The sequence below is a fragment of the Pseudomonas sp. EGD-AK9 genome (assembly GCF_000465935.2).
Classification (GTDB): Bacteria; Pseudomonadota; Gammaproteobacteria; order Pseudomonadales; family Pseudomonadaceae; genus Aquipseudomonas.
On record NZ_AVOF01000285.1, the window covers coordinates 1 to 23,286 of the forward strand.

A 23,286-nucleotide genomic window follows, 5' to 3' on the forward strand; every position below is an offset into this window, starting at 1 on the left:
CCCGGCGAGCTGGGCGCGGCACTGGCGCTGCGCGAGGTGATCCAGCGCCGCGCCGAGCTGGAGCAGTGGGTGCTGCGCGGCAGCGACGGCGAGCTGCTGCGCCTGTACGGCCTGCGCGAGGTGGCGGCGGTCAAGCCTTTGTACCGCCTGCTGGAGGGCGGCGACCTGCTCAACACCCGCAGCAACGAGCGCCTGGAGGCCGACCATGCCACCGGCTTCTACCTCGACAGCCACGGCAACAAGGTGGCGCCGGGCTTCACCGTATTCGCCGGCACCAGCAACTTCGCCAAGGTACTGACCGACCCGAGCATCCGCGGCCCCTTCCTGGAGATCTTCGTCTGGACCGTGGCCTTCGCCGGCCTCACCGTGCTGTTCACCCTGGCCGTCGGCCTGGTGCTGGCCAGCCTGCTGCAGTGGGACCTGGTGCGCGGCAAGGCGTTCTACCGGCTGATGCTGATCCTGCCCTACGCGGTGCCGGCATTTATCTCCATCCTGGTGTTCCGCGGCCTGTTCAACCAGAACTTCGGCGAGATCAATCTGTTGCTCAATGGCCTGTTCGGCCTGCGCCCGGACTGGTTCAGCGACCCGACCCTGGCCCGTTCGATGATCCTGATGGTCAACACCTGGCTGGGTTACCCCTACATGCTGCTGCTGTGCATGGGCCTGTTGCAGGCCATCCCGCGCGACCTCTACGAGGCCTCGGCGATGGATGGCGCCACGCCCCTGGACAACCTGCTGAAGATCACATTGCCGCTGTTGATCAAGCCACTGGCGCCGCTTTTGATCGCCAGCTTCGCCTTCAACTTCAACAACTTCGTGCTGATCACTCTGCTGACCCGCGGCGGCCCGGACATCATCGGCGCCACCACCCCGGCCGGCACCACCGATTTGCTCGTGAGCTACACCTACCGCATCGCCTTCCAGGACTCCGGGCAGAACTTCGCCCTGGCGGCGGCCATCGCCACGCTGATCTTCCTGGTGGTGGGCGCGCTGGCCTGGCTCAACCTGAAACTGTCGAAAGTCAAAGTCTGAGGACCCCGCCATGGCGATGGTGCAACCGAAATCCGTGAAATACCGCCTGTGGCTGACCCATGCCGGTCTGCTCGGTTTCATCGCGTTGATCGTCTTCCCGCTGCTGATGGTGGTGTCGATCAGCTTCCGCGACGGCAACTTCGCCACCGGCAGCCTGCTGCCGGACAACCCGACCCTGGAGCACTGGTCGCTGGCCCTCGGCATTCCCTACCAGCATGCCGACGGCTCGGTGACCCAGCCGCCGTTCCCGGTGCTGACCTGGCTGTGGAACTCGGTGAAGATCGCCTTCATCAGCTCGGCGCTGATCCTGCTGCTGTCGACCACCAGCGCCTACGCCTTCGCCCGCCTGCGCTTCGCCGGCAAGGGGCCGATCCTCAAGGGCATGCTGATCTTCCAGATGTTCCCGCCGGTGCTGTCGCTGGTGGCCATCTACGCCCTGTTCGATCAGCTCGGCAAGCACGCCGGCTGGCTCGGGGTGAACAGCCACGGCGCGGTGATAGTCGCCTCGCTCGGCGGCATGGCCCTGCATATCTGGACCATCAAGGGCTACTTCGAGAGCATCGACGCCTCGCTGGAGGAGGCCGCCATCGTCGACGGCGCCACCACCTGGCAGGCCTTCGTGCACATCCTGCTGCCGATGAGCGTGCCGATTCTCGCCGTGGTGTTCATCCTCGCCTTCATCACCAGCATCACCGAATACCCCATCGCCTCGGTGCTGCTGCTGGACGTGGACAAGCTGACCCTGTCGGTCGGCGCGCAGCAGTACCTGTACGAGCAGAACTACCTGTGGGGCGACTTCGCCGCCGCCGCGGTGCTCTCCGGCCTGCCGATCACCCTGGTGTTCCTCTATTGCCAGAAGTGGATAGTCGGCGGCCTGACCGCGGGAGGGGTGAAGGGGTAGGGCGGTGGAACCCGCCGCCCCGATACCGATGTAAGCTTCGCCAAAACCCGGACAACGATAAATAACGGGAGAGGATCATGACCACAGCGGCGCGTCCGCCCCTGCCCCTGATACCGGCCAAGCTGGCTGCGCCGGCGCTGCATCCCGGCCTGCTGCCGCGGCCGCGCTTCGACGAGTGGCTGCAGCGTCTGCCCCAAGTGCGCCTGGCCGTGCTGCAGGCGCCCAGCGGCTTCGGCAAGACCGTGCTGGCCAGCCAGTGGGCGGCGGCCTTCGCCGGCGCCGTGGCCTGGCTCAACCTCGACGGCAACGACAACAGCCCGCGGCAGTTCGGCCGCTACCTGCTCAACGCCCTGCATCGCCAGCTCGACGAGGGTTGCCCGCAGTGCGTCAATCGCGCCGAGCAGGGCGACGACGGTCTCGACGGCCTGTTCACCCGCCTGCTCGCCGAGCTGCCGGCCGAGCACCCGCCGCTGCTGCTGGTGCTCGACGAGTTCGAGGCGCTGCGCAACCGCGAGGTGATCGCCGCGCTGCGCTTCTTCCTGCGCAACGCCCCCGACTGGCTGACCCTGCTGGTGTGCAGCCGCGGTCTGCCGGACCTGGGCGTTGCCGAGCTGCGGGTCAAGCGCCAGCTGCTGGCGCTGGACGCCGCGCAGCTGGCCTTCGAGCTGGACGAGGTGCAGGCGCTGCTGGAGCTGGGCTTGCCGATCGCCATCAACCGCGAGCAGGTCGAGCGCCTCAACCGGCGCATCGGCGGCTGGCCCTGCGCGTTGCAGCTGACCCTGCAGGAGGTGCAGACTGGGCGCGGCATGGACCTGTTTCTCGAGGCCCTGCAGCTCGGCCATCCCTATATCCGCGACTACTTCCGCGAGCAGGTGCTCTATGGCCTGGACGGCTCCACCCAGGATTTCCTCCAGTCCACCTGCCTGCTTGAGCGCTTCAGCGCGGCGCTGGCCGACCGCCTGACCGACAGCTGCAACGGCCGCGAGATGCTCGAAACCCTGGAACGCAGCGGCCTGTTTATCCAGGCGGTGGACCCGCTGCGCCAGTGGTTCGCCTACCATCCGCTGTTCGCCAGCTTCCTGCGCAACGAGCTGTCCACCCACCAGCCGCAGCACGTCGCCGAACTGCACCTGCGCGCCGCCGAGGCGCTGCTCGAGGAGAAGATGGCCGAGGAGGCCGCGCGCCACGCCCTGCTGGCCCGCGACCCGCAGCGGGTGGCGCAGATCCTCGAGGCGCATGGCCGGCATTTCTACCGCCAGGGCCGCCTGGAACTGCTGCAGCGCTGCCTGGCGGTGCTGCCGGAGAGCCGCGTGGCCGAGTCGCCGCTGTTCACCCTGCTGCAGGCCTGGGCCTCGCAGAACCAGTACCAGAGCGATCAGGTCGAGCGCTGGCTGCAGGCCGGCGAGGCGGCGCAGCGCGAGCATTACAGCGCCGAGCAGTGGCAGCGCATCGAGGCCGACTACCAGGCGGTGCGCGCCCAGGTGGCGATCAACCAGGGCGATCAGCAGCGCGCCATGGCCTTCGCCCGCCAGGCGCTGGCCTTCGAGCCGCTGACCATGCGCACCTCCAAGGTGGCGGCGATGTCGGTGCTGGCCGAGGCGCACTTCGTCCAGGGCGAGCTGGCCAAGGCCCAGCTGCAGCACGAGGAGACCGTGCGCCGCGCGCAGCAGATCAACGCCTCGCACCCGGTGCTGTGGAGTCTCGGCCAGCTGTCGGAGATCGCCGTCGCCCAGGGCCATCTGCAGAAGGCCTACAACCTGCAGGAGCGGGCGCTGCAGTACATCGAGCAGGAGCAGTTGCCGGTCACCCCGATCATGGAGTTCATCCACCGCGTGCGCGGCCAGGTGCTGCTGGAATGGCACCACCTCGACGCGGCGGAGCAGTGCGCCCTGCAGGGCCTGGAGATTCTCGATGCGGTGGGCGATCACTGGTTTTTGCAGTGCTACGTGCTGCTCGCCCGCGTCGCCCATGCGCGCGGCCAGCAGAGCCAGTGCGCCGACTACATCGGCAAGCTGCAGAGCCTGCTGGCCGGCGACGACTACCATATCGACTGGCAGGCCAATGCCCACGCGGCGATGCTCACCTACTGGGACTCGACCCAGGACAAGGACAGCATCCGCCAGTGGCTTGCCACCGCGCCGCCGCTCAAGCCGGGGGCCAACCACTTCGCCCAGGGCAATGCGCGCAACCACGTGCGCGCCTACCTGGCGCTGAACCAGGGCGAGCGCGCGCTGCCGATCCTGCGCCAGCTGCAGCTTGACGCCGAGCGCCATCAGCTGGTGATGGACCAGAACCGCAACCATATCCTCCAGGCCCTGGCCTTCTGGCAGCGCGAGGAACGCCAGAGCAGCCTCGATCACCTGCACCAGGCGCTGACCCTGGCCAGCGGCACCGGCGCCATCGGCAGCTTCCTGCGCCTGGGCAAGCCGCTGATCGCCATGCTCAAGGCGCTGCAGCACGAGCGCCGCCTCGACGAACTGGAGCAGCAGCGCGCCGAGCGCCTGATCCAGCTGGCCCAGCAGCAGCGCGATTTCAGCCGGGCGATCCGCATCACCCTCGACGAGGCGGTGATCCAGGACATCATCAACCGCCCCGACGTGCCCGAGCTGATCCGCCACTCGCCGCTGACCCGGCGCGAATGGCAGGTGCTCAGCCTGATCCACGCCGGGCTGGCCAACGAGCAGATCGCCGAGCACCTCAACGTCGCTCCGACCACCATCAAGACCCATATCCGCAGCCTCTACCAGAAGCTCGCCATCACCCAGCGCAGCGAGGCGGTGCAGCTGGCGCGCAGCCTGCTGAGCAAGATCCAGGGCGAGTAGGGGGATACCGCAGGGTGCGCCGTGCGCACCGCTGCGGGGTCGGGATAGCCGTCATATCTGCTGTTGCTTCGATAGGCGCGGGTAGCCTGGGCGGCCCCGCGACAGCCTGCGGCCTGGCCTCGCGCGCAGGGTTTCCATCCGCAAAACTCCTCCCCCTTGCCGGCCGCCAGCTACGCCGGCGAAAACCCCGCCGGGGAGGATGTGACGCGCAGCGCCCTTGCCTAGAGTGGTAAGCACACCACGAACAACAAAAGGCTTTGCTGTATGGCTGTTATCCGCAAGGACTGGTGGCGCGGCGGCGTCATCTACCAGGTCTACCCACGCAGTTTTCTCGACAGCAACGACGACGGCGTCGGCGATCTGCCCGGCGTGCTCGCCAAGCTGGACTACATCGCCAGCCTCAACGTCGACGCCATCTGGCTGTCGCCGTTCTTCACCTCGCCGATGAAGGACTTCGGTTACGACGTCTCCGACTACCGTGGCGTCGACCCGCTGTTCGGTACCCTCGACGACTTCCGCGCGCTGGTGGCGGCCGCCCACGAGCGCGGCCTGCGCATCATCATCGACCAGGTGCTCAACCACTGCTCCGACCAGCATCCCTGGTTCGCGGAGAGCCGCAGCAGCCGCACCAATGCCAAGGCGGACTGGTTCGTCTGGGCCGAGCCGAACCCGGACGGCACGCCGCCGAACAACTGGCTGTCGGTGTTCGGCGGCTCTGCCTGGAGCTGGGACGGCCGGCGCAAGCAGTACTACCTGCACAACTTCCTGGCCAGCCAGCCCGACCTCAACTTCCACTGCGCGGCGGTGCAGCAACAGCTGCTCGACGACATGCAGTTCTGGCTGGAGCTGGGCGTCGACGGCTTCCGCCTGGACGCCGCCAACTTCTACTTCCACGACCAGGCGCTGCGCAGCAATCCGCCGAACCTGGACATCCGCGAGGGCGGCATCGGCGTGCGCGCCGACAACCCCTACGCCTACCAGCGTCACCTGTACGACAAGACCCAGCCGCAGAACCTCGACTTCCTGCGCCGCCTGCGTGCGCTGCTGGAGCGCTACCCCGGCACCGCCACGGTGGCGGAGATCGGCTGCGACGACTCGCTGCGCACCATGGCCGCCTACACCAGCGGCGGCGACACCCTGCACATGGCCTATTCCTTCGACCTGCTCACCGCCCAGTGCAGCCCGGCCTTTATCCGCCACACCATCGAGAGCATCGAGCGCGAACTCAGCGACGGCTGGCCCTGCTGGTCGGTGGGCAACCACGACGTGGTGCGGGTGATGAGCCGCTGGGCCCTGGCCGGCGAGGAGAGCCCGGCGCGTGGTCGCCTGCTGATGGCACTGCTGCTGTCGCTGCGCGGCAGCGTGTGCCTGTACCAGGGCGAGGAACTGGGCCTGCCCGAGGCCGAGCTGGCCTATGAGGACCTGGTCGACCCCTATGGCATCCGCTTCTGGCCCGAGTTCAAGGGCCGCGACGGTTGCCGCACGCCGATGCCCTGGAGCCGCGACGGCGCCCACGCCGGCTTCTCCAGTGAGCGGCCCTGGCTGCCGCTGGACGAACGCCACCGCGCCCTGGCGGTGGACGTGCAGGAGGCCGACGCGGCCTCGATGCTCAACACCTACCGGAGCTTCCTCGCCTGGCGCCAGGAGCAGCCGCTGCTGATCGAGGGCGAGATCCAGGTGCGCCACCACGACGACGACCTGCTGGTGTTCGAGCGACGCCTGGGCGAGCAGGCCTGGTTGTGCCTGTTCAACCTCGGCGCCCGCGAGCGGCGTTACGACTTGCCGCTGATGGTCGAGCCGTTGGATGCGGTGCCGGCCAGCACTGCCGAGTTCCTCGGCAGCTGGGTACACTTGCCGGCCCACGGCTTCGGCTTCGCCCGCCTGCTGGGCTAGGGCCCCTGCGTTTGCAGGAGCCCCGGCTCCTGCAGGTTTATCAAGCTTTCCGGCCGGGCCGAGTCCATCGCTGCCCGGCCCCGTTCGAGAGGCATCCCATGGCCAGCCTTACCCTGCGCAACATCTGCAAGCACTACGACGGCACCGCCATCACCCGCAACATCGACCTGGACATCGCCGACGGCGAGTTCGTGGTCTTCGTCGGCCCCTCCGGCTGCGGCAAGTCCACCCTGCTGCGGCTGATCGCCGGGCTGGAGGAGATCAGCTCCGGCGAGCTGCTGATCGACGGTCAGCGGGTCAACGAGCTGCCGCCGATGGAGCGCTCGGTGGGCATGGTGTTCCAGTCCTACGCCCTCTACCCGCACATGACGGTGGCGGAGAACATGGCCTTCGGCCTCAAGCTGGCCAAGGTGGGCAAGGCGCAGATCCAGCGCAAGGTGGAGGAGGTCTCGCGCATCCTGCAGCTCGACGCGCTGCTCGAACGCAAGCCCAAGGACCTCTCCGGCGGCCAGCGCCAACGCGTGGCCATCGGCCGCACCCTAGTGCGCGAGCCCAAGGTGTTTTTGTTCGACGAGCCGCTGTCGAACCTCGACGCCTTCCTGCGCGTGCAGATGCGCATCGAGATCTCGCGCCTGCACCAGCGCCTCAAGGCCACCATGGTCTACGTCACCCACGACCAGGTCGAAGCCATGACCATGGCCGACAAGATCGTCGTGCTCGAAGCCGGGCGCATCGCCCAGGTCGGCGCGCCGCTGGAGCTCTACCACTACCCGCGCAACCGCTTCGTCGCCGGCTTCCTCGGCTCGCCGCAGATGAACTTCCTCCAGGTGCGCGCGCTCAGCGCCAGCCGCGAGGCGGTGGAGATCGAACTGCCCGGCGGCTACCGCATGCAGGTGCTGGTCGACGGCACCGGCGTCGAGCCCGGCGAGCAGCTGACCCTGGGCGTGCGCCCGGAGCACTTCGTCGCGAGTGAGCAGGCCGACTTCGCCTTCTACGGGCAGATCAGCGTGGCCGAGCGCCTGGGCGATCACAACCTGATCTACCTGAGCCTGGAAGGGGTGGAGCACATCATCACCCTGCGCAGCGACGGCGACCGCCGCGTGGCGGTGGGCGAGACCTTCGCCGCCGGGCTGATGGCCAACAAGTGCCACCTGTTCCGCGCCGACGGCCAGGCCTGCCCGCGGCATTACCGCGAGCCGGCGATCTACGGCTGATTGGGCACGGCATCGGGCGCTGGTGCGCGCGGCGTGCCCCGAGGGTTAAGCTGCGCGACTCATAGTCCTGCGCACAAGGAGCCGCCATGCAGCTGATCGGAATGCTCGACTCACCCTACGTCCGCCGCGTGGCGATCTCCCTGCAGCTGCTCGAGCTGCGCTTCGAGCACCGCGCCCTGTCGGTGTTCAGCACCTTCGACGAATTCCAGCGGATCAACCCGCTGGTCAAGGCGCCGACCCTGATCTGCGACGACGGCACGGTGCTGATCGACTCCGGCCTGATCCTCGACTACGCCGAGACCCTGGCCGCGCCGCGCAGTCTGATGCCGAGCGCGCTGGCGCCGCGCACGCAGGCGCTGCGCCGCATCGGCCTGGCCCTGGCCGCCTGCGAGAAGAGCGTACAGGTGGTCTACGAGCACAACCTCAGGCCGCGCGAGAAACTGCACCAGCCCTGGCTGGAGCGGGTGACCGGCCAGCTGCACGCCGCCCTGCAGGCGCTGCAGGACGAGTGGGAAGGGCGGGTGCCCGAACTGAGCGAGGCGAACATCGACCAGGCCGCCGTCAGCACGGCGGTGGCCTGGCAGTTCGCCGTGCAGATGCTGCCCGAGTTGATCGACCCGGCGCGCTACCCGGCGCTGGTCGAGCTCTCGACCCGCGCCGAACGCCTGGCGCCCTTTCGCGCGGCGCCCCACGGGCTGGGGACCTGCAGCGACTCGGCCTGATACGCGGTGCGACGGGGATGTCGCCATGCTCGATGGGGATGCGGGCAAGGAGCTATAGGAGCGGGTTGTCAGTGCCGGCAAAGCGGCCAGAAGCCGTAATGAAGGTTTCTACAAAGCGGTGGCGACTCAACAGCGAGCACTAGCCGGCCAGGGCTCGCCGCAACTCGGCAGTCAGTCACAGCGCAGCCGTGCAGCCAAGCCAGTCAGAGGCCGATGTTCACCTCTCGTTGGAGCGCTGCAGCACCACGCCCAGCCCTGTGATGCCAAGTAGCACTGCTGCCAGTATCAGATTGATTGGGATCCCCAACTCACGCAAAGATTCGCTGGCATATACGTCTGTACCAGGGATTAGGTAGGCCACGAACAGACCAGGCCAGAAGCTTGCCGGTGCCAGTGCGGAAGCCCACACCTGGCCACGCCTCAGCGCGGCCAGGGAAAACAGGCTGACCAGCACCAGGGTGGTGAACTGCATGCCGATATGAAATCGCGCATGGCCTGGCCAATCCGGATTGAACAAGTGGCTAGCGTTGAATACGTCGGCGATGGCCACTATTGCCACGGTGGCGACAATAGCGAAACCAAGCATGGCTTTACCAAGCGATGAGCGAGTCATGATGGACGGCCTCACAGGCTCGGATAATCAATGAAGCCCGCATCCTCGCCGCCATACAAAGTGGCTCGGTCGGCTTGAGCCAGTTCGGCGCCTCGGGCAAATCGCTCCGGCAGGTCTGGATTGGCCACGAATGGGGTGCCGAATGACACTAACGCGGCCTCGCCGGCTTTGAGGGCCGCCTCGCCACCCTCTGCGTCATAACCACCGTTGGCGATCAATGGGCCGTTTATTTGCGGACCGAAAGTTGCCAGTACGTCACGCGGCCAGTGGGGGAAGTTGTCCAGCGGAAACAGCGCGCGCATCAGGTGCACATAACCGGGCTGCAGCCTATTTAACTCACCAATCAAGTAGCTGTAGAGCGCCAGTGGATCGCTGTCGATCATGCCGTTGAACGGAATCACCGGCGACAGTTTGATCCCCACGCGAGTGGAGCCCCACACCTCGATCAACGCCTGCATCACTTCGAGCACGAAACGGCTGCGCTTGGCTATGCTGCCGCCGTAGGCGTCTGTACGCAGGTTGGCCGAGTCCACCAGAAACTGGTTCGGCAGATAGCCGAACGCGGCATGCAACTCGACACCGTCAAAACCGGCACGCTTGGCGTTTTCCGCGGCGCGGCGGTAATCGGCGATGACGGCCTGGATTTCGCTCAAGGTCAGTGCGCGCGGCACCTCGTAATCCCGCATGCCGTCCAGGGTGAAGTGCTGCTGTCCCTGAATCGCGACCGCCGACGGCGCCACCGGCAGCAGGCCGCCGCGCACACTGGAGTGGCCGACCCGGCCGGTATGCCAGAGCTGCGCGAAGATCTTGCCGCCGGCCGCATGCACCGCCGCCGTTACCTGTTGCCAGGCGGCAATTTGCTTCTCGCTGTAGAGGCCGGGAGTCAGCGGACTGCCGATGGCATCTGCCGAGATATTGATCGCCTCGCTGATGATCAGCCCGGCACTGGCTCGCTGGGCGTAGTAAGTGGCCGTGGACGCCCGCGGCACCCCGGCAGCATCGGCTCGTGAGCGCGTCATCGGCGCCATCACCATGTGGTTGCGCAGATCAAGATCATGCAAGCGAGCCGGGCTGAGCAATTGAGCGGTCATGCGAAAGTCTCCAGGTTCACGCAGAGGGACATCAGGCGTGAACGGATCATCCGGTCCGGCATGTATAGGATAAAGTCACGAAATCAGGAATGATTGCTCCACCAATGGAGCAATGGAGTGCTGGATGAAACTGCTCAATGACATGGCCCTGTTCGTCGAGGTGATCAAGGCCAACAGCTTTCGCGGCGCCGCCGAGGCGCTCGGCATACCCAACTCCACGGTCTCGCGGCGCATCGCCGAATTGGAAAGACGTATCGGCCTACGCCTGCTCAACCGCACTACACGGCGTATCGAACTCACCGAAGGCGGTCGTCTGTATTTCGAGCGCTGCCGGCGTATCGTCGACGAGGCGCGCCTGGCCCATGAAGAGATCTCCGAGCTTGTAGACAACCCGAGCGGCCTGATCCGCTTGTCCATGCCCATCGACTTCGGGGTGGTCTACCTGGCACCACTGTTGGCCGAATTCGCCGAGCGCTACCCGCAGATCCGGTTCGACTTGGACCTCACGCCCAAGCGCCTGGACCTGATCCGCGACCCGGTTGATCTGGTGATTCGTATCGGCGCCCTGCCCGACTCACAGTTGATTGCCCGGCCCCTTGGCACCCTGCGGCGCAGCCTCTTTGCCAGTCCGGGCTACCTGGCCCGGCATGGTGTGCCGGACAGCCCGGCAGCACTGCTGCAGCATGAGTGTCTGCGCATGCTCGATGCACCCTGGGTACTGCACGATACCCAGCAGAAACTCAGCCTGGCGGTAGAGGGGCGCTACTTGCTGAACAACATCGGCATGCTGCGTCGCCTGGCCCTGCTCGGCCAGGGAATCGCCATGCTGGTGGACGAAATGATCAGCGAGGATCTTGCCCAAGGCCGCTTGCATCGCGTACTGCCCGACTGGAAGGCGGAGGCCCTGCCGGTTTACGCGATTACCGAGACGCGTCTCGTGCCGGCCAAGGTACGGGTGTTGATTGATTTCCTCACGGACCAGTTCAACCGTGGCTGAAGGAAGCCAGCTGCATGCTCTTTGGTAAATGCCTGGCAAGAAAGCCGAACTGAGTCGACCAAAAAATCGTAGACGCCGGATGGCTTCCTGTTGCGAGTGGGGTTACTGGTGCTGCAGCAGAGGTATTGCTCATGTGCTGCCCAGGACGCCTTAGGAGCGTTGCTTGACTTATGGCGACCTGGGAATCACATGCGCAGGAAGGATCGGGGATCTGCTCGACTTACTTCTTGAGGAAGTCCAGCAGATCTTGGTTAAGCCGCTCCTTGTGGGTGTCTGCCAGACCGTGGGGCGCGCCGGGATACACGATCAGAGTCGCGCCCTTGATCAGTGCTGCCGAGGCCCGTGCCGAAGCATCCAGGGGGACGATCTGGTCGTCGTCGCCATGGATGACCAAGGTTGGCACATCGAACTTCTGCAGATCCTCGCGGAAGTCGGTAGCCGAGAAGGCCGCGATCGAGTCGTAGGTGTTCTTGTGGCCGGCCTGCATACCCTGCACCCAGAACGACTGGATCAGACCCTGCGACGGCTTGGAACCCGGACGGTTGAAACCGAAGAAGGGGCCCGAGGCGATATCCAGGTAGAGCTGCGAGCGGTTCTCCAGGGAGGCCTTGCGCAGGTCGTCGAACACCTCGATGGGCAAGCCGCCGGGGTTGCTCTCGGTCTTCAGCATCAGCGGCGGAACGGCGGCGACCAGCACCGCCTTCTTCACGCGAGCGGTGCCATGGCGGCCGATATAGCGCGCCACCTCGCCACCGCCGGTGGAGAAACCGACCAGGGTTACCCCCTTGAGATCCAGTGCTTCCAGCACTGCGGCCAGGTCATCGGCATAGTGGTCCATGTCGTTGCCTTCCCAGGGCTGGCTGGAGCGACCGTGGCCGCGACGATCATGAGCGACCACGCGGTAGCCCTTCGAGGCGAGGAACAGCATCTGTGCTTCCCAGCTGTCCGAGTTCAGCGGCCAGCCGTGGCTGAAGGCGACCACCTGGCCGTCTCGTGGCCCCCAGTCCTTGTAATAGAGCTGTAAGCCGTCTTTGGTTGTGATGTAGCTGGCAGACTGGACGACGCTGCCGACGGCGGGAGCGCTGGCGCCAGCCTTGGCGGGTTGTGCGGCCTCGGCGGACAGGGTGGCGAGCGCCAGGGTGGCCAGAGCCAGGGTGCGATTCAGAGTGTTCATCGTGTTTCTCCAAGAGTGTCGGGTTGACTGGTTGCGACCGGCGATGATCGCGTCTTGGAGACTAGGAAGAGACAGGGGGCACGAGAACTGCAGCGGCGCCGATGGCTGTCATAGCCACGGTCGATGGCCATCCAGCCAGGGCCGTTCGGCCCCACGCTACGCGCTCAGCTTGGCTCCAGTTGCGCACTGAGATAGATCTGACGGCGCAGCCATTGGTGGCCGGCATCCTTCTGATTGCGGGGATGCCACGCCAGTGCCAAGCGAAGCGCAGCCAAACCTAAGGGCGGTTCGAATAGGTCCAGACTGTCGGCGTACTGGTTCATGAAGCGCGAGGGCAGCGTGCACACCGCGTCGGTTGCGGCAAGAACCAGCGGGACATGGGAGTAATTCTGAACCGAATAGACAACGTTGCGCGAGCGGCCCAGTTCAAGGAGCACGTCGTCCACCATGCCGGCGAAGCGTCCGCCCTGGTTGGAAACGAGGACATGGTCGAGGGCGCAGAAGCTGTCGAGATCAAGGGGGCCGGTGCCGCGTGGGTGTCCCTTGCGTTGCGCGGTTCGAAAACCGTCCTCCCATAGCGGGCGCTGCATGAGGTCTCCGGGCAAGCCGTCCGGCACCGTGATCAACAGATCGATCTGCCCCTGCTCGAGCTTCTCGTATACATCGGGTGGCGGGTAGACGCAGGCCAGCCTTGCATTCGGAGCCTCGACTGCCAGGCCTGCACAGAGCCCGGGAAGGAGCGCCGCTGCCGGGGTTTCGAACAGGGCGACGACGAAGGTGCGCGTGGTGGTGGCCGGGTCGAAGAGCTCGGGCTGGCTGACCAGCCGCTTGAGCCCCTCCAGCACATGCAGCAGCTCCTGCTCCAACGCCTCCGCGCGCGGCGTAGGCACCACGCCGCGGCCATTCGCCGCCGGTACGAACAAGGGGTCGGCGAGGATATCGCGCAGGCGCGCCAGGCGTCCCGAGAGAGCCGGTTGGCTGATCCCCAGTTGCGCGGCGGCACGCGTGACGTTGCGCTCCTCGAGCAGGGCCTTGAGCGCGAGCAGCAAGGCTCCGTCGATATCCGTGTAGTTCATCGCCCGCTCCCGGTTGGCGTGGTGACCTACCGGGGATGAAAGCAGACCTGGCGTAGAGTTGCATAGCCTTGCGATGGCGCCGGGCCGATAAGCCGCTATCGCCGCCTTGGCCGCCGGGAGAGCGCTCGGCTAAACCTCTGACCTCAATCGCGATTGCGGTACTCGGCCGGTACCCAGTCGTACTTGCCGGCCTCACGACGTATGTGGCCAACGCCGGGGAACGGCAGGTGGGCAACCGCCGACAGTCGCCTCTCGCGTGCGGCCGTCTCGAACTGTTGCAGGCGCTGGGCGCGCGCCGCCTGCTGATCGACGTCGAAGGTGATGGTCACTTCGGGCTGGGGGAACTGGACGAGACCGACATGCATGATGTCGCCCCAGAAATCGATGCTTTCACCCGCACTTTCCACCCTGTAGAAGCTGTGCCCGGGGGTGTGGCCCGGCGTGGGGATGGCGGTGATACCGGGCAGGATCTGGGATCTGGCGGAGAAGCTCTTGACCTTGCCGGCATCCAGATAAGGACCGATGGTCTTCTGTGCTTCCTCCAGGTGGGCGGGCTTTAGGCCCCTGGCCAGGTTGGCGGGGTCGAGGAAGAAGTCGATGTCGGCCTGTCCGACATGGATGGTCGCGTTGGCGAACAGCATCCGCCCGCCGCGCGTCAGGCCGCCGGAGTGATCGGTATGGATGTGGGTGATCAGGATGTCGCTGATCTGCTCCGGCCGGTACCCGGCCGCTGCCAGGCTCTCGGGCAGCTTGCCCGCCACGGCGCCGAAAAGCTCGCCGGCCCCGCTGTCGACCAGCACCACTCGCGCACCGGTGTCGACCACATAGGCGTTGATCGAGGTCTCCAGTGGATTACGGGCAAAGCCTCTGTGCAGCAGCGCGTCGATTTGCTTCGCGCTGATGCCCCGCAGCAGCGGATGCAGGTCCAGCGGTAGGGTACCGTCGCTCAGGGCGGTGATGCGGAACTTGCCGAGGGTGAAGCGGTAGACTCCCGCGACCTGCGGCTTATGAGCCGAAGCAGTGTTCGCCACCGATACCGCGGGGGTTTCCGTCGCAGTGGCCGACCAGGAATAGAGTGCGCCAAAAGATAGGCTGGCAATGAGTAGCGCCTTGAGAGGACGCTGCAGCTGATGGTTCATGGTGAGCACCTTTGCTGACGCGACCATCGGTGATCGCTGGGACAACGATAGATAGCTTGCGGGCGGCAGAGAACCCGGGGCGCGCTTATACGAGCCATCGTCATGGCCGATGGCTTCGACGCACGTACACATCGACCTGGAGCGGCTGTCTGTTGCGTATCCCCTGCTCTCTGGCGGCGCGGAACTCGCCCCTCGGCATCCGGCTCGCCTAGCTTTGCAGGAAGGCCGTGAGGCCGCTTGCCAACTGATCGAAGGCCAAGGCGATGCGTGGTATGCGGCGCAGATCCCGGTGCGTGGCGATCCAAACCTCCACGGCGAAATCCACCTGGCGCGGCAGCACCCGGACCAGTCCCCAGCGTTCGGCCAGCTGCCTGGGGCATACGCCGATGCCCACTTCGGCGCGCAGGGCCGCCTGCTGGGCATTGTGATTGTCCGTACGCAGTTGCAAGCGCAGCCCCTCGCCGGCAAAACCCTGCGCGGCGAGCGTGCGCAGGTCTGCGAGGCTCCTGTCGGGGCCGATCATAGGCAGCTTCGACAAACTCTCCAGATCCTCTGGGTGTCCGTGGTGTTCAAGAAACTCCTGGGTTGCATACAGCCCGACCTGCAGTGCGCCGAGGCAGCGCGTGAGCACATCCGACTCGGTCGGGCGTTGGGTGCGGATGGCAATATCCGCCTCCTGCAGGGCGATGGCTTCGAGGCGATTGCTCACGCTCATCTCAAAGACCAACTCGGGGTGCGCTCGGCAGATGGGTTGCAGCAGCGCCGGCAACACTTCGATGCCGAGCAGGTCGCTGCTGGTGATACGCACCGTGCCACCCTGGCTGTTCTGCGCCGATGCCGCACGATTGAAGGCCTCGGCCGCGACAGCCATGGCCTCCACATGGGCGATCAGTTCGCGCGCCATGTCGGTGGGGATCAGTCCGGATGCAGTGCGGGTGAACAGACTCACGCCGACACTGGACTCCAACGCTTCGATGCGCCGGCGTGCCGTCGCTTGAGCGATGCCGAGCAGGCGTGCTGCTCCGGAAAGACTACCGGTGCGCAGCACGGCGAGGAAGGCGCGTTGGTTGTCCCAGTGCAGGTTCGGCAGGCTCATACATTTCCTACTAGCGGCGCAGCAGATTTGGGGAATAGGCTCAGGGCGAGCCGGTCTGCATGCTATTGAAAAATCGACCATGCGGCACGGATCGAGCGCCGCTCGCACAAGGAGTTTCACATGAAGGTTACTGGCCAGTGCCATTGCGGGGCGGTGACGTACCGACTCGTCACCGAGGAGCTGCCCGCCATCTATGCCTGTCATTGCCTGGATTGCCAGACCACGAGCGGCAGCGCCTTTGGCTTGCATGCATTGTTGCCAGCGGAGGCTATCGAAGTCGAAGGGCCACTCAGCGAGTACAGCTACGAGCGCGCGGGCCATGTCAGTCGTCAACGGCGTTGTTCGAGGTGCCATACGCGCCTCTACAACAGCACCAGCGCTGCGCCAGGCATGCTGGTGTTGAGAGCCGGAACACTGGACAACAGCACGCAAATCAGTCCCATGGCGCACCTCTGGACCCGTCGCAAACAGAGCTGGGTCACAATTCCAGACCATCTACCGGCCTGGCCGGAGAGCCCGACTGCGCAGGAGTTTGCCGACGCGATAGCGCTGTCACGTACAGCGAGGTGCTAGGTGACGGCGGCCTTCGAACCTCGGCGCCGGTCCGGTTTTTTCACCTAAAGCCCTTGCCGCCCTAGAACTGTGCGCATGGTCGCTGACGGCAGGGGCAATAGCCGAACCTCAGAAATAACTCTGGACCTGAGCGACTGTCCATGCCGCAGCCACTGTGGAGATTTATGGGCCTGGAGCTTTAATGAGCTGATGGCCGCTTAGTGCCTGTCGCATCGAGTCGAAGCCGCCCATTAGCGGACGGTCAGAGCAGCTGCTTGGAGGCCTCGATCTCCTCGCGATAGAGAACCATCCCGGCGTGGTAAAGAACACCATCGCGGAACTCGCCATCAGCGGTGAAGCCGGTATCGTCCACGTATTCGATATGGTCGCCCTCAAGCCAGTAGCGCCCCTGATAGGCACTTTTCTTCTTGCCGCGGGCTTCGTCATAGCGGCCACCGGCAAGCAGCTCGTGACGAATGCGACCATCCGCGGTCACCCACATGCCAACGTACTTGTTCTGATCTCCCGACGGTCTCGCCATTTTGCTGATCCTCTGTTTGGGAAAGATGCGACTTGCCTTGCCTGGTCTTGGCGATGCAGGTGCTCGAGCCTGCACGCTAGCTGGCCTCACGGAAGGCCAGCCGCGACGTTGCTCAACCGTCAGAAGGGGCTCGCCGTGGGCCGCACGATCAACTCGCTGACGTCTACGTCCGCGGGCTGTTCGACGGCATAGGCGATCGCCCGAGCGATGGCCTCGGCAGGGATGGCGATCTTGCGGAACTCCACCATTTCGGCGCGACCGCCCTCATCGGAGATGCTGTCAGCCAGCTCGGATTCGGTTACGCCAGGTGCGATGACGGTCACCCGGATTTCGCCGCCTACCTCCTGCCGGAGGCCCTCGGAAATGGCTCGCACGGCGTACTTGGTCGCACAGTAGACAGCCGCGGTCGGACTGACGGCGTATGCGCCAATCGAGGCGATGTTGATGATCTGCCCGGCGCGTTGCTGCCGCATCAGCGGAAGAGTCGCTGCGATGCCGTGCAGCACCCCACGAATGTTGACATCGATCATGCGGTCCCACTCGTCCACCTTGAGAGCTTCGAGTTTGGAAAGCGGCATTACGCCCGCGTTGTTGATCAGGACATCGACCCGACCGAAGCGCGTGGCGGTGAAGTCAATGAAGTCCCGGACGTCTTCTCTGCTGGTCACGTCGAGGGCCCGAAACGCGGCAGTCCCACCGGCTCCCTGAATCTCGCCTGCAATCTGCTCGAGACGGTCGGTGCGCCGAGCACCCAGCATCACCGTCGCTCCGCGGCTGGCCAGCAGCCGTGCAGTGGCTTCACCAATACCGCTGCTGGCGCCAGTAATGACGATGACCTTGCCTTCAACATTCTTCATGGTCTTTTCCTCTTCGGTTCACTGTTCACCCGCAAGCGGGCCTGGAAAAAAGATTAGGGTTAAGGGACGGGTAGTCGTTAATCGATTACTATGCAGTTATTGCCTAATCCTGCATGAGTGCCGTTACTGGCTCACCAGCTCATAAGGCTTTTGCTCCCTTGCTGACCTAAGGGCTATTGCCAACCAGTTCAGTAGAACCAACATGCGTGCCATGGGGATTCTTGCCTGATCCGCCAAGCGACAAGATCCATTCTCATCCAATAGCGCCCACGGATTGGGCAGTGTGACTACGCTGCAGATGGGAACGGCGTGCTGCCCCGCCAGGACCTGGCGAAGCTGGGCTATGGCGTTCATGCCGCCCGATTCACCGCCGTAGCCAATGAAGGCCACCGGCCTGGCCTGCCAGCGAATCGTCGCCTGATCGATGAAAGCCTTCAGTTCGGCGGAGTAACCATGGCTTTGTTCCGACGCGAGGATCAGGAAGGCATCGGCCCTGGCGAGTTGACCAACCGCTGCTCGCTGCTGAGAAGTATCGAGCAGGCAGCACTCGAATTCGGCGCGTTGCGCTATAACCACCGAGGCCCATCTCGCCAACGCAGGGCCGATGGCTTCTTCGTCGTTTCCTTCGTAAATCAGGACCAGTTTGACCTTGCTGTTCATCTCATCCTCCCGACACATTTCCGCTTGCGGTGGCACGTCTGTTGCTGAATTTCGAGGTTCAGCTCGGGCTCTGGGAAACAGCGTAAGAGCGATGATCCGGCCGATATAGCCGGTCCTCAGGCATACCACTTGTGACTTGAATTCATATGAGACGGCTAGACATAAACTGCTTCGCCGAAATGAGCGTCTTCGTCAGGGTCGTCGAGGACGGCGGTTATACGGCAGCGGCAAAAAGCTGTGCGATGAGCCCCTCGGCGGTGAGCAAGCTGGTTTCTCGTTTGGAGAGCAGGCTCGGCGCCCGCCTGCTGAATCGCTCGACACGTCGACAACTGCTGACCCCCGAAGGGGCCGCCTTCTATGAGCGCTGCCTGACCATCCTGGCCGCTCTCGATGAGGCGGAGCAGGAGGCTGCAGCCAGTTCGGCGCCTCAGGGAATCGTGCGGGTCAACTGCAACGTGGACATCGGCCGACTGTATCTGCTGCCGCTGCTGAACGAGTTTCTCGAGCACCACCCAGGGGTCTCGGTAGAGGTGTACCTGAGCGATGAGGTCGTTGACCTGATCAGCTCCCGCGCGGACGTCGCGATCCGCAGTGGCCCGCTCAAGAACTCGAACCTGGTCGCCAGACGTTTGGGGGAGACTCGGACCCTGATCGTGGCATCGCCTGCCTATCTCGAAGCGCACGGCACCCCGCAGGTGCCGTCGGAGCTCGCGGCCCATAACTGCTTGGGGTTCACCTTCAGCCAGCCTGTAATGGAGTGGGGCCTCAGGGAAAAGAATGGCGAGGCGATCTCCGTACCGGTGGCGGGCAACGCTCGAGTCAGTGATGGCAACGGCGTCCGCGACCTGGCGCTCCTGGGGCTCGGCCTCGCGCGCGTCGGCTTCTGTCAGGTCGAGCAGGATCTGGCCGCAGGCAGGCTTCTGCCGGTGCTGGAGGATTACCTGCCCGCGGTGAAAACCGAGGTCCACGCGGTCTACGTGGGGCAAGGGGGGCGGTTGCCCACCAGGGTCAGAGTGTTCATGGATTTCCTGGCGGCCCACCTCACTATCCGTTGAGCGGATGACTGCTCCGCTTGCTGGCACCAGCCATCCCCGCGTCACGGCGCCTCGCAAGTGATCGACTATAACCAGTCGCCATTCGAGTCCGTGGTCGTCGGACCTCGTGTCCCAGGCGCATCAAAAGCCGCGCAGATGCCCGGCTTCTTCTGGCCGCAATTCCCCGACAGGGTGGGCAGGCTCGCGACAGCAAAGGCGCCGGGACTGCGGGAGCCTGGCGCTCCATTGTTCAAGCAGAGGAGATGAGCATGCGCCGCTATCAGAAAACCGACTTTCCGCTGGTCGAAACCCGACGTCATCTCGAGACGGGCCCGATAGTCCTGGTCACCTCCAGTTGGCGAGGTGAGCGCAACATCATGACCATGGGTTGGCACATGATGATGCAGTTCAGGCCTGCGCTATTCGGTTGCTACATCTGGGAAGGCAACCATAGTCATGAGCTGATCCGCCGAAGCCGGGAATGCGTGATCAACGTACCGACCGCCGACCTGGTCGAGGCCGTCGTCGCCGTGGGCAACAGTTCGGGCGGATCCTCCGACAAATTCGCAACCTGTGGCCTGACGGCGGCGCCTGCAACGCGGGTGAAGGCGCCCCTCATCGACGAATGCTACGCAAGCTTCGAGTGCCGCTTGGCCGATGACAGCCAGATTGACGAGTACGGTCTGTTCATCTGGGAAGTCGTCAAGGGGCATGTGGCCTCGACCGTCACCGAGCCGGCCACGTTGCACTACCAGGGGCGAGGACAATTCCGCGTTGCCGGTCGAACCCTGGATCTGAGTGAGCGCTTCTTGCCCCAGAATCTCTGAGATCTGGCGTGGCTCAGGTTTGCCGATAGGCGCTGGGGGTGACGCCCACCTCCCGGCGAAACACTTGCGAGAAGTGACTCGGGCTCGAATACCCGACCTCCAGCCCAATGTCGATGACGCTGCGGTCGGTCTCGAGCAGCAGACTCCGGGCGCGGTTCATGCGCAGACGGATGAAATACTGCGAGGGTGAAAGGCCGGTGGCGCGTTTGAACATCCGGCTGAAGTGGTATTCGCTGAGGTCCGCGATCTGAGCCAGGTAGGCCAGGCTGAAATCTTCGGCAAGGCGCTCGTTCATCGCCTCGACCACACGGCGAAGCTTGTACGCCTGCAGCGCATTGGCTCTCCGAGTTGGGCTGTGCGGATCCAGGTAATTGCGTACCAGATGCACCGCGAGCGCCTGGGTCAGGCAGTTCACCACCAGGGCACTGGGTTGGTGTTCGTCGACCAGCTCTTTGCGTATCTGCTGCAGCATGGCGGTCACCCGCTCATCGCGGGCACCGGAGATATCGCGAAAGGTTACCGACCTTTGCTGATCGCCCAGCACCTCGCGTGCAGCCAGATCGAGCAGCGGCAAACCCAGATAGAGGTGCATCACCTCGAAGCAATCGGCGCCGTGGGTTTGCCAGCGCATCTCATAGGGTTCGCTGGTGCTGGTCAGGAAGAAGTCGCCGACCTGCACCTCTGCCGCCTGCCATTGCCCGCCGAGTGAACGCTCCTCGACCCTGGCCGATCCGGCCAGAACCAGCACCAGCAACGGCTCCACAACCGCAGGAACCAGAACCGGGTCGGTAACGGTGTGATGGCTGTACAGCTGCATCACGGTGTCCTGCAGCTGCGGGCGTGCCGGCAATAGGCGAGGCATGCCCGGTAGGTGCTGCGGCATCGATTCGGCGGCGATGCGTTGCTGACCGCTGGCAGCGCGCTCGTCAGATTCGAGAGGGCCCACAGGTTCTCCATCGGCGATGCCCCGCGCAGGGGGCGGCACCGTTAGGGTAACGCAGCGCGCCGTTTTCGAGCAGGTTGCAGCGCTCGGTCCACCAGCCCGACTCTGGTGCGTCCAGGGCGATCGCAGCCCTGGCCGGATCGAGGCATGCGTGGCTGGACGCCGGCTTGCCGTTTTCGACGCGCACTAACAGAACATAAGCCTGTTGATAGATTCGTCCCGGCGGCTTGCAGAGCCCTTCAGCCTTGATCTCAGCGCTCGCCAGCGCAGGGGGCCGGCCCTGAATCATTTCTCTTCCCTCGAACGTTGATCCCATCTTATCCCGGGCTCAACGACAGGCCGTGAACACTCGCTTGCCCACAGGGACATACAGGCGTAGCAGCCCTTCTCCGACAGGACCAGTTCAGCGCAAAACTCCGACATCGCCGGCAATTACCCCAAAGCCCGACTCATGGCATTGCGAGACAGTGAGCCCGTCGAAAACGACAGCGCCTCAGGGTGCTGGGCCGCGAATTTCTCGCTGGCTCGTGACGAAGGAGATCACCATGACTGTTATCAACAACACCGTTATCCAAGAGGTCGCCGGCAAAGTTGCACTGGTTACCGGTGCAGCCAGCGGTATCGGCAAGGCCATCGCACTGATGCTGCACGCGAGGGGAGCCAAGGTCATCGCCGAGGACCTTAACCCTGCCGTTGAGGAGCTCGCTCGCCCAGGGCTGGTGCCGCTGGTGGCTGACATCACCGAGGACGGAGCCGCCGAGCGCGCCGTCGGGCTGGCTGTGGAGAAGTTCGGCCGGCTGGACATCCTGGTCAACAACGCCGGCATCATCATCAACAAGCTGGTGATCGATATGACGCGCGAAGATTGGGAGCGTATCCAGGCGGTGAACGCCACCGCGGCCTTCCTGCATTCCCGCGAGGCGGTCAAGGCAATGATGCCGAACAAGTCGGGCGCCATCATCAACATCGCCTCCTACGCCTCTTACTTCGCTTTCCCGACCATTGCGGCGTACACCGCCTCCAAGGGCGCGCTGGCTCAGCTGACCCGCACCCTGGCACTCGAAGCCATCGAGCACGGCATCCGGGTCAATGCCATCGGCGTCGGCGACGTCATCACCAACATCCTCAACGACGTGGTCGAGGATGGCCCGGGGTTCCTGGCGCAGCATGGCGAGGCCGCCCCCATCGGCCGTGCGGCTCAACCAGAGGAGATCGCCGAGGTGGTGGCATTCCTCGCCTCGGATCGGGCCAGCTTCATCGTCGGATCGGTGGTCATGGCAGATGGCGGCATGACCGTTACGGCCGGTTGATCCAGCGAAGATGGCGACCAGTGCCAATCGGCACTGGTCGTACCGTCCAGCCGGAGAGTCCGCTAATGGTCGCGCCTGTCGCAACCAAAGGATATCGGGCGCTTCCGGTCCTTGATGATGGCGCCTTGCGCCCGCCAGATCGGATGGCCAGCGTCGCCAGCATCCGCATGCCCTGGTTGCCCGCACCGGTACGCACGGCGCCCTTTACGGGGTTATGCTCGGCGCTTCGTTCCATGGCCCAGAAAGGATTTCGCCATGCAGACTCCCGTCGTCTTTATCCACGGCCTGATCGGCAGCCTGCAGCTGCCCGAGCTGTGCGCCGCCTTCGCTCCGGGGCGGGCGTTGGCGCCCGATCTGCTCGGCTACGGCGCGCAGCGCCAGGCGCCGGTCGAGGCCATCGATCTGCCGGCGCAGGTCGAGCATCTGTATCGCGTGATCGAGGAGCAGTTTCCCGGCGAGGCGGTGCATCTGGTCGGTCATTCGGTTGGCGGGGCGGTCGCCATGCTGTTCGCCCAGGCCCATGGCGAGCGGGTGCGCAGCCTGGTCAGCGTGGAGGGCAATTTCAGCCTGGACGATGCCTTCTGGTCGGCGGCGGTGGCGCGTATGTCGGCGCCCGAAGCCGAGACCATGCTCGATGGTTTTCGCGCCGATCCGGGCGCCTGGCTGGCGCGTGCCGGGGTCGCCGTCGATGCCCGTAGCCTGGGTATCGCCGAGCGCTGGCTGGCCCAGCAGCCGGCCAGCACGCTGCAGGCCATGGCCCGTTCGGTGGTGGCGCTGACCGCCCCGGACGGC

22 protein-coding genes are annotated in these 23,286 nt (G+C 64.9%); 12 read left to right on the top strand and 10 right to left on the bottom strand.

Going from position 1 to position 23,286, the window contains the following annotated elements:
* The 6 genes from malF to N878_RS13950 form a co-directional block, all read left to right on the top strand.
* Window positions 1-1,032, top strand: a 1,032-nt coding sequence (malF, locus tag N878_RS13925) for a maltose ABC transporter permease MalF (RefSeq protein WP_021444252.1), incomplete at its 5' end; no start/stop codon positions are given.
* 10 nt (window positions 1,033-1,042) lie between these two features.
* A complete protein-coding gene (gene malG / locus N878_RS13930; protein WP_021444253.1) occupies window positions 1,043-1,933 on the top strand; it encodes a maltose ABC transporter permease MalG in 891 nt (296 codons plus the stop codon).
* 77 nt (window positions 1,934-2,010) lie between these two features.
* Window positions 2,011-4,755 carry an HTH-type transcriptional regulator MalT gene (gene malT / locus N878_RS13935; RefSeq protein WP_021444254.1) on the top strand — a complete coding sequence of 915 codons (2,745 nt, stop codon included), beginning with the start codon at window positions 2,011-2,013 and terminating at the stop codon, window positions 4,753-4,755.
* Window positions 4,756-5,019: 264 nt separating this feature from the next.
* Entirely contained in the window at window positions 5,020-6,648 is a 1,629-nt protein-coding gene (locus N878_RS13940) for an alpha-glucosidase (RefSeq protein ID WP_021444255.1), read from the top strand.
* A gap of 98 nt (window positions 6,649-6,746) precedes the next feature.
* Complete coding sequence (malK, locus tag N878_RS13945; protein ID WP_021444256.1) at window positions 6,747-7,862, top strand: maltose/maltodextrin ABC transporter ATP-binding protein MalK; 1,116 nt, start codon at window positions 6,747-6,749, stop codon at window positions 7,860-7,862.
* A gap of 86 nt (window positions 7,863-7,948) precedes the next feature.
* Window positions 7,949-8,584, top strand: a complete 636-nt coding sequence (locus N878_RS13950) for a glutathione S-transferase (RefSeq protein ID WP_021444257.1) — start codon at window positions 7,949-7,951, stop codon at window positions 8,582-8,584.
* Between the two features lie 217 nt (window positions 8,585-8,801).
* Here the strand turns inward: N878_RS13950 and N878_RS13955 are convergent, their stop codons facing one another.
* Window positions 8,802-9,197, bottom strand: coding sequence for a hypothetical protein (locus tag N878_RS13955; protein ID WP_031303171.1), 396 nt, complete (start codon window positions 9,195-9,197; stop codon window positions 8,802-8,804).
* A gap of 11 nt (window positions 9,198-9,208) precedes the next feature.
* The gene (locus tag N878_RS13960) at window positions 9,209-10,288 is read right to left on the bottom strand and encodes an alkene reductase (RefSeq protein ID WP_031303172.1); all 1,080 of its coding nucleotides are present in this window, start codon (window positions 10,286-10,288) and stop codon (window positions 9,209-9,211) included.
* A 124-nt stretch (window positions 10,289-10,412) separates the two neighbouring features.
* On the opposite strand from N878_RS13960, the gene N878_RS13965 reads away from it, so the two are divergent.
* Window positions 10,413-11,285 (top strand): LysR family transcriptional regulator, encoded by an 873-nt coding sequence (locus N878_RS13965; protein ID WP_021444260.1) that lies wholly within the window; start codon window positions 10,413-10,415, stop codon window positions 11,283-11,285.
* 220 nt (window positions 11,286-11,505) lie between these two features.
* On the opposite strand, the gene N878_RS13970 is transcribed toward N878_RS13965, so the two are convergent.
* The 4 genes from N878_RS13970 to N878_RS13985 form a co-directional block, all read right to left on the bottom strand.
* Window positions 11,506-12,459, bottom strand: a complete 954-nt coding sequence (locus N878_RS13970; RefSeq protein WP_021444261.1) for an alpha/beta fold hydrolase — start codon at window positions 12,457-12,459, stop codon at window positions 11,506-11,508.
* Between the two features lie 164 nt (window positions 12,460-12,623).
* A complete protein-coding gene (locus N878_RS13975) occupies window positions 12,624-13,535 on the bottom strand; it encodes a LysR family transcriptional regulator (protein WP_021444262.1) in 912 nt (303 codons plus the stop codon).
* A 143-nt stretch (window positions 13,536-13,678) separates the two neighbouring features.
* Window positions 13,679-14,674 carry an MBL fold metallo-hydrolase gene (locus N878_RS13980; RefSeq protein WP_031303173.1) on the bottom strand — a complete coding sequence of 332 codons (996 nt, stop codon included), beginning with the start codon at window positions 14,672-14,674 and terminating at the stop codon, window positions 13,679-13,681.
* 208 nt (window positions 14,675-14,882) lie between these two features.
* A complete protein-coding gene (locus N878_RS13985; protein WP_021444264.1) occupies window positions 14,883-15,770 on the bottom strand; it encodes a LysR family transcriptional regulator in 888 nt (295 codons plus the stop codon).
* 120 nt (window positions 15,771-15,890) lie between these two features.
* On the opposite strand from N878_RS13985, the gene N878_RS13990 reads away from it, so the two are divergent.
* Complete coding sequence (locus tag N878_RS13990) at window positions 15,891-16,343, top strand: GFA family protein (RefSeq protein WP_021444265.1); 453 nt, start codon at window positions 15,891-15,893, stop codon at window positions 16,341-16,343.
* 241 nt (window positions 16,344-16,584) lie between these two features.
* Here N878_RS13990 and N878_RS13995 read toward each other — a convergent pair whose 3' ends face one another.
* From N878_RS13995 to N878_RS14005, 3 genes are all read right to left on the bottom strand, one after another.
* Window positions 16,585-16,863, bottom strand: a complete 279-nt coding sequence (locus N878_RS13995) for an Atu4866 domain-containing protein (protein WP_031303174.1) — start codon at window positions 16,861-16,863, stop codon at window positions 16,585-16,587.
* Window positions 16,864-16,982: 119 nt separating this feature from the next.
* Window positions 16,983-17,720, bottom strand: coding sequence for an SDR family oxidoreductase (locus N878_RS14000; protein ID WP_021444267.1), 738 nt, complete (start codon window positions 17,718-17,720; stop codon window positions 16,983-16,985).
* Between the two features lie 123 nt (window positions 17,721-17,843).
* Window positions 17,844-18,380 carry an NADPH-dependent FMN reductase gene (locus tag N878_RS14005; protein WP_021444268.1) on the bottom strand — a complete coding sequence of 179 codons (537 nt, stop codon included), beginning with the start codon at window positions 18,378-18,380 and terminating at the stop codon, window positions 17,844-17,846.
* Window positions 18,381-18,526: 146 nt separating this feature from the next.
* Between N878_RS14005 and N878_RS14010 the strand changes: the two genes are divergently transcribed.
* Window positions 18,527-19,435 (top strand): LysR family transcriptional regulator, encoded by a 909-nt coding sequence (locus N878_RS14010; RefSeq protein WP_021444269.1) that lies wholly within the window; start codon window positions 18,527-18,529, stop codon window positions 19,433-19,435.
* A 248-nt stretch (window positions 19,436-19,683) separates the two neighbouring features.
* Window positions 19,684-20,241 carry a flavin reductase family protein gene (locus N878_RS14015; RefSeq protein ID WP_031303175.1) on the top strand — a complete coding sequence of 186 codons (558 nt, stop codon included), beginning with the start codon at window positions 19,684-19,686 and terminating at the stop codon, window positions 20,239-20,241.
* Between the two features lie 13 nt (window positions 20,242-20,254).
* Here the strand turns inward: N878_RS14015 and N878_RS14020 are convergent, their stop codons facing one another.
* Window positions 20,255-21,124, bottom strand: coding sequence for a helix-turn-helix domain-containing protein (locus tag N878_RS14020; RefSeq protein WP_051365817.1), 870 nt, complete (start codon window positions 21,122-21,124; stop codon window positions 20,255-20,257).
* A 605-nt stretch (window positions 21,125-21,729) separates the two neighbouring features.
* On the opposite strand from N878_RS14020, the gene N878_RS14025 reads away from it, so the two are divergent.
* Both N878_RS14025 and N878_RS14030 read left to right on the top strand, forming a co-directional pair.
* On the top strand, window positions 21,730-22,494 hold the full coding sequence (locus N878_RS14025; RefSeq protein ID WP_021444272.1) for an SDR family NAD(P)-dependent oxidoreductase: 765 nt from the start codon (window positions 21,730-21,732) through the stop codon (window positions 22,492-22,494).
* Between the two features lie 255 nt (window positions 22,495-22,749).
* A partial coding sequence (locus tag N878_RS14030; protein WP_021444273.1) for an alpha/beta fold hydrolase occupies window positions 22,750-23,286 on the top strand: 537 nt, incomplete at its 3' end.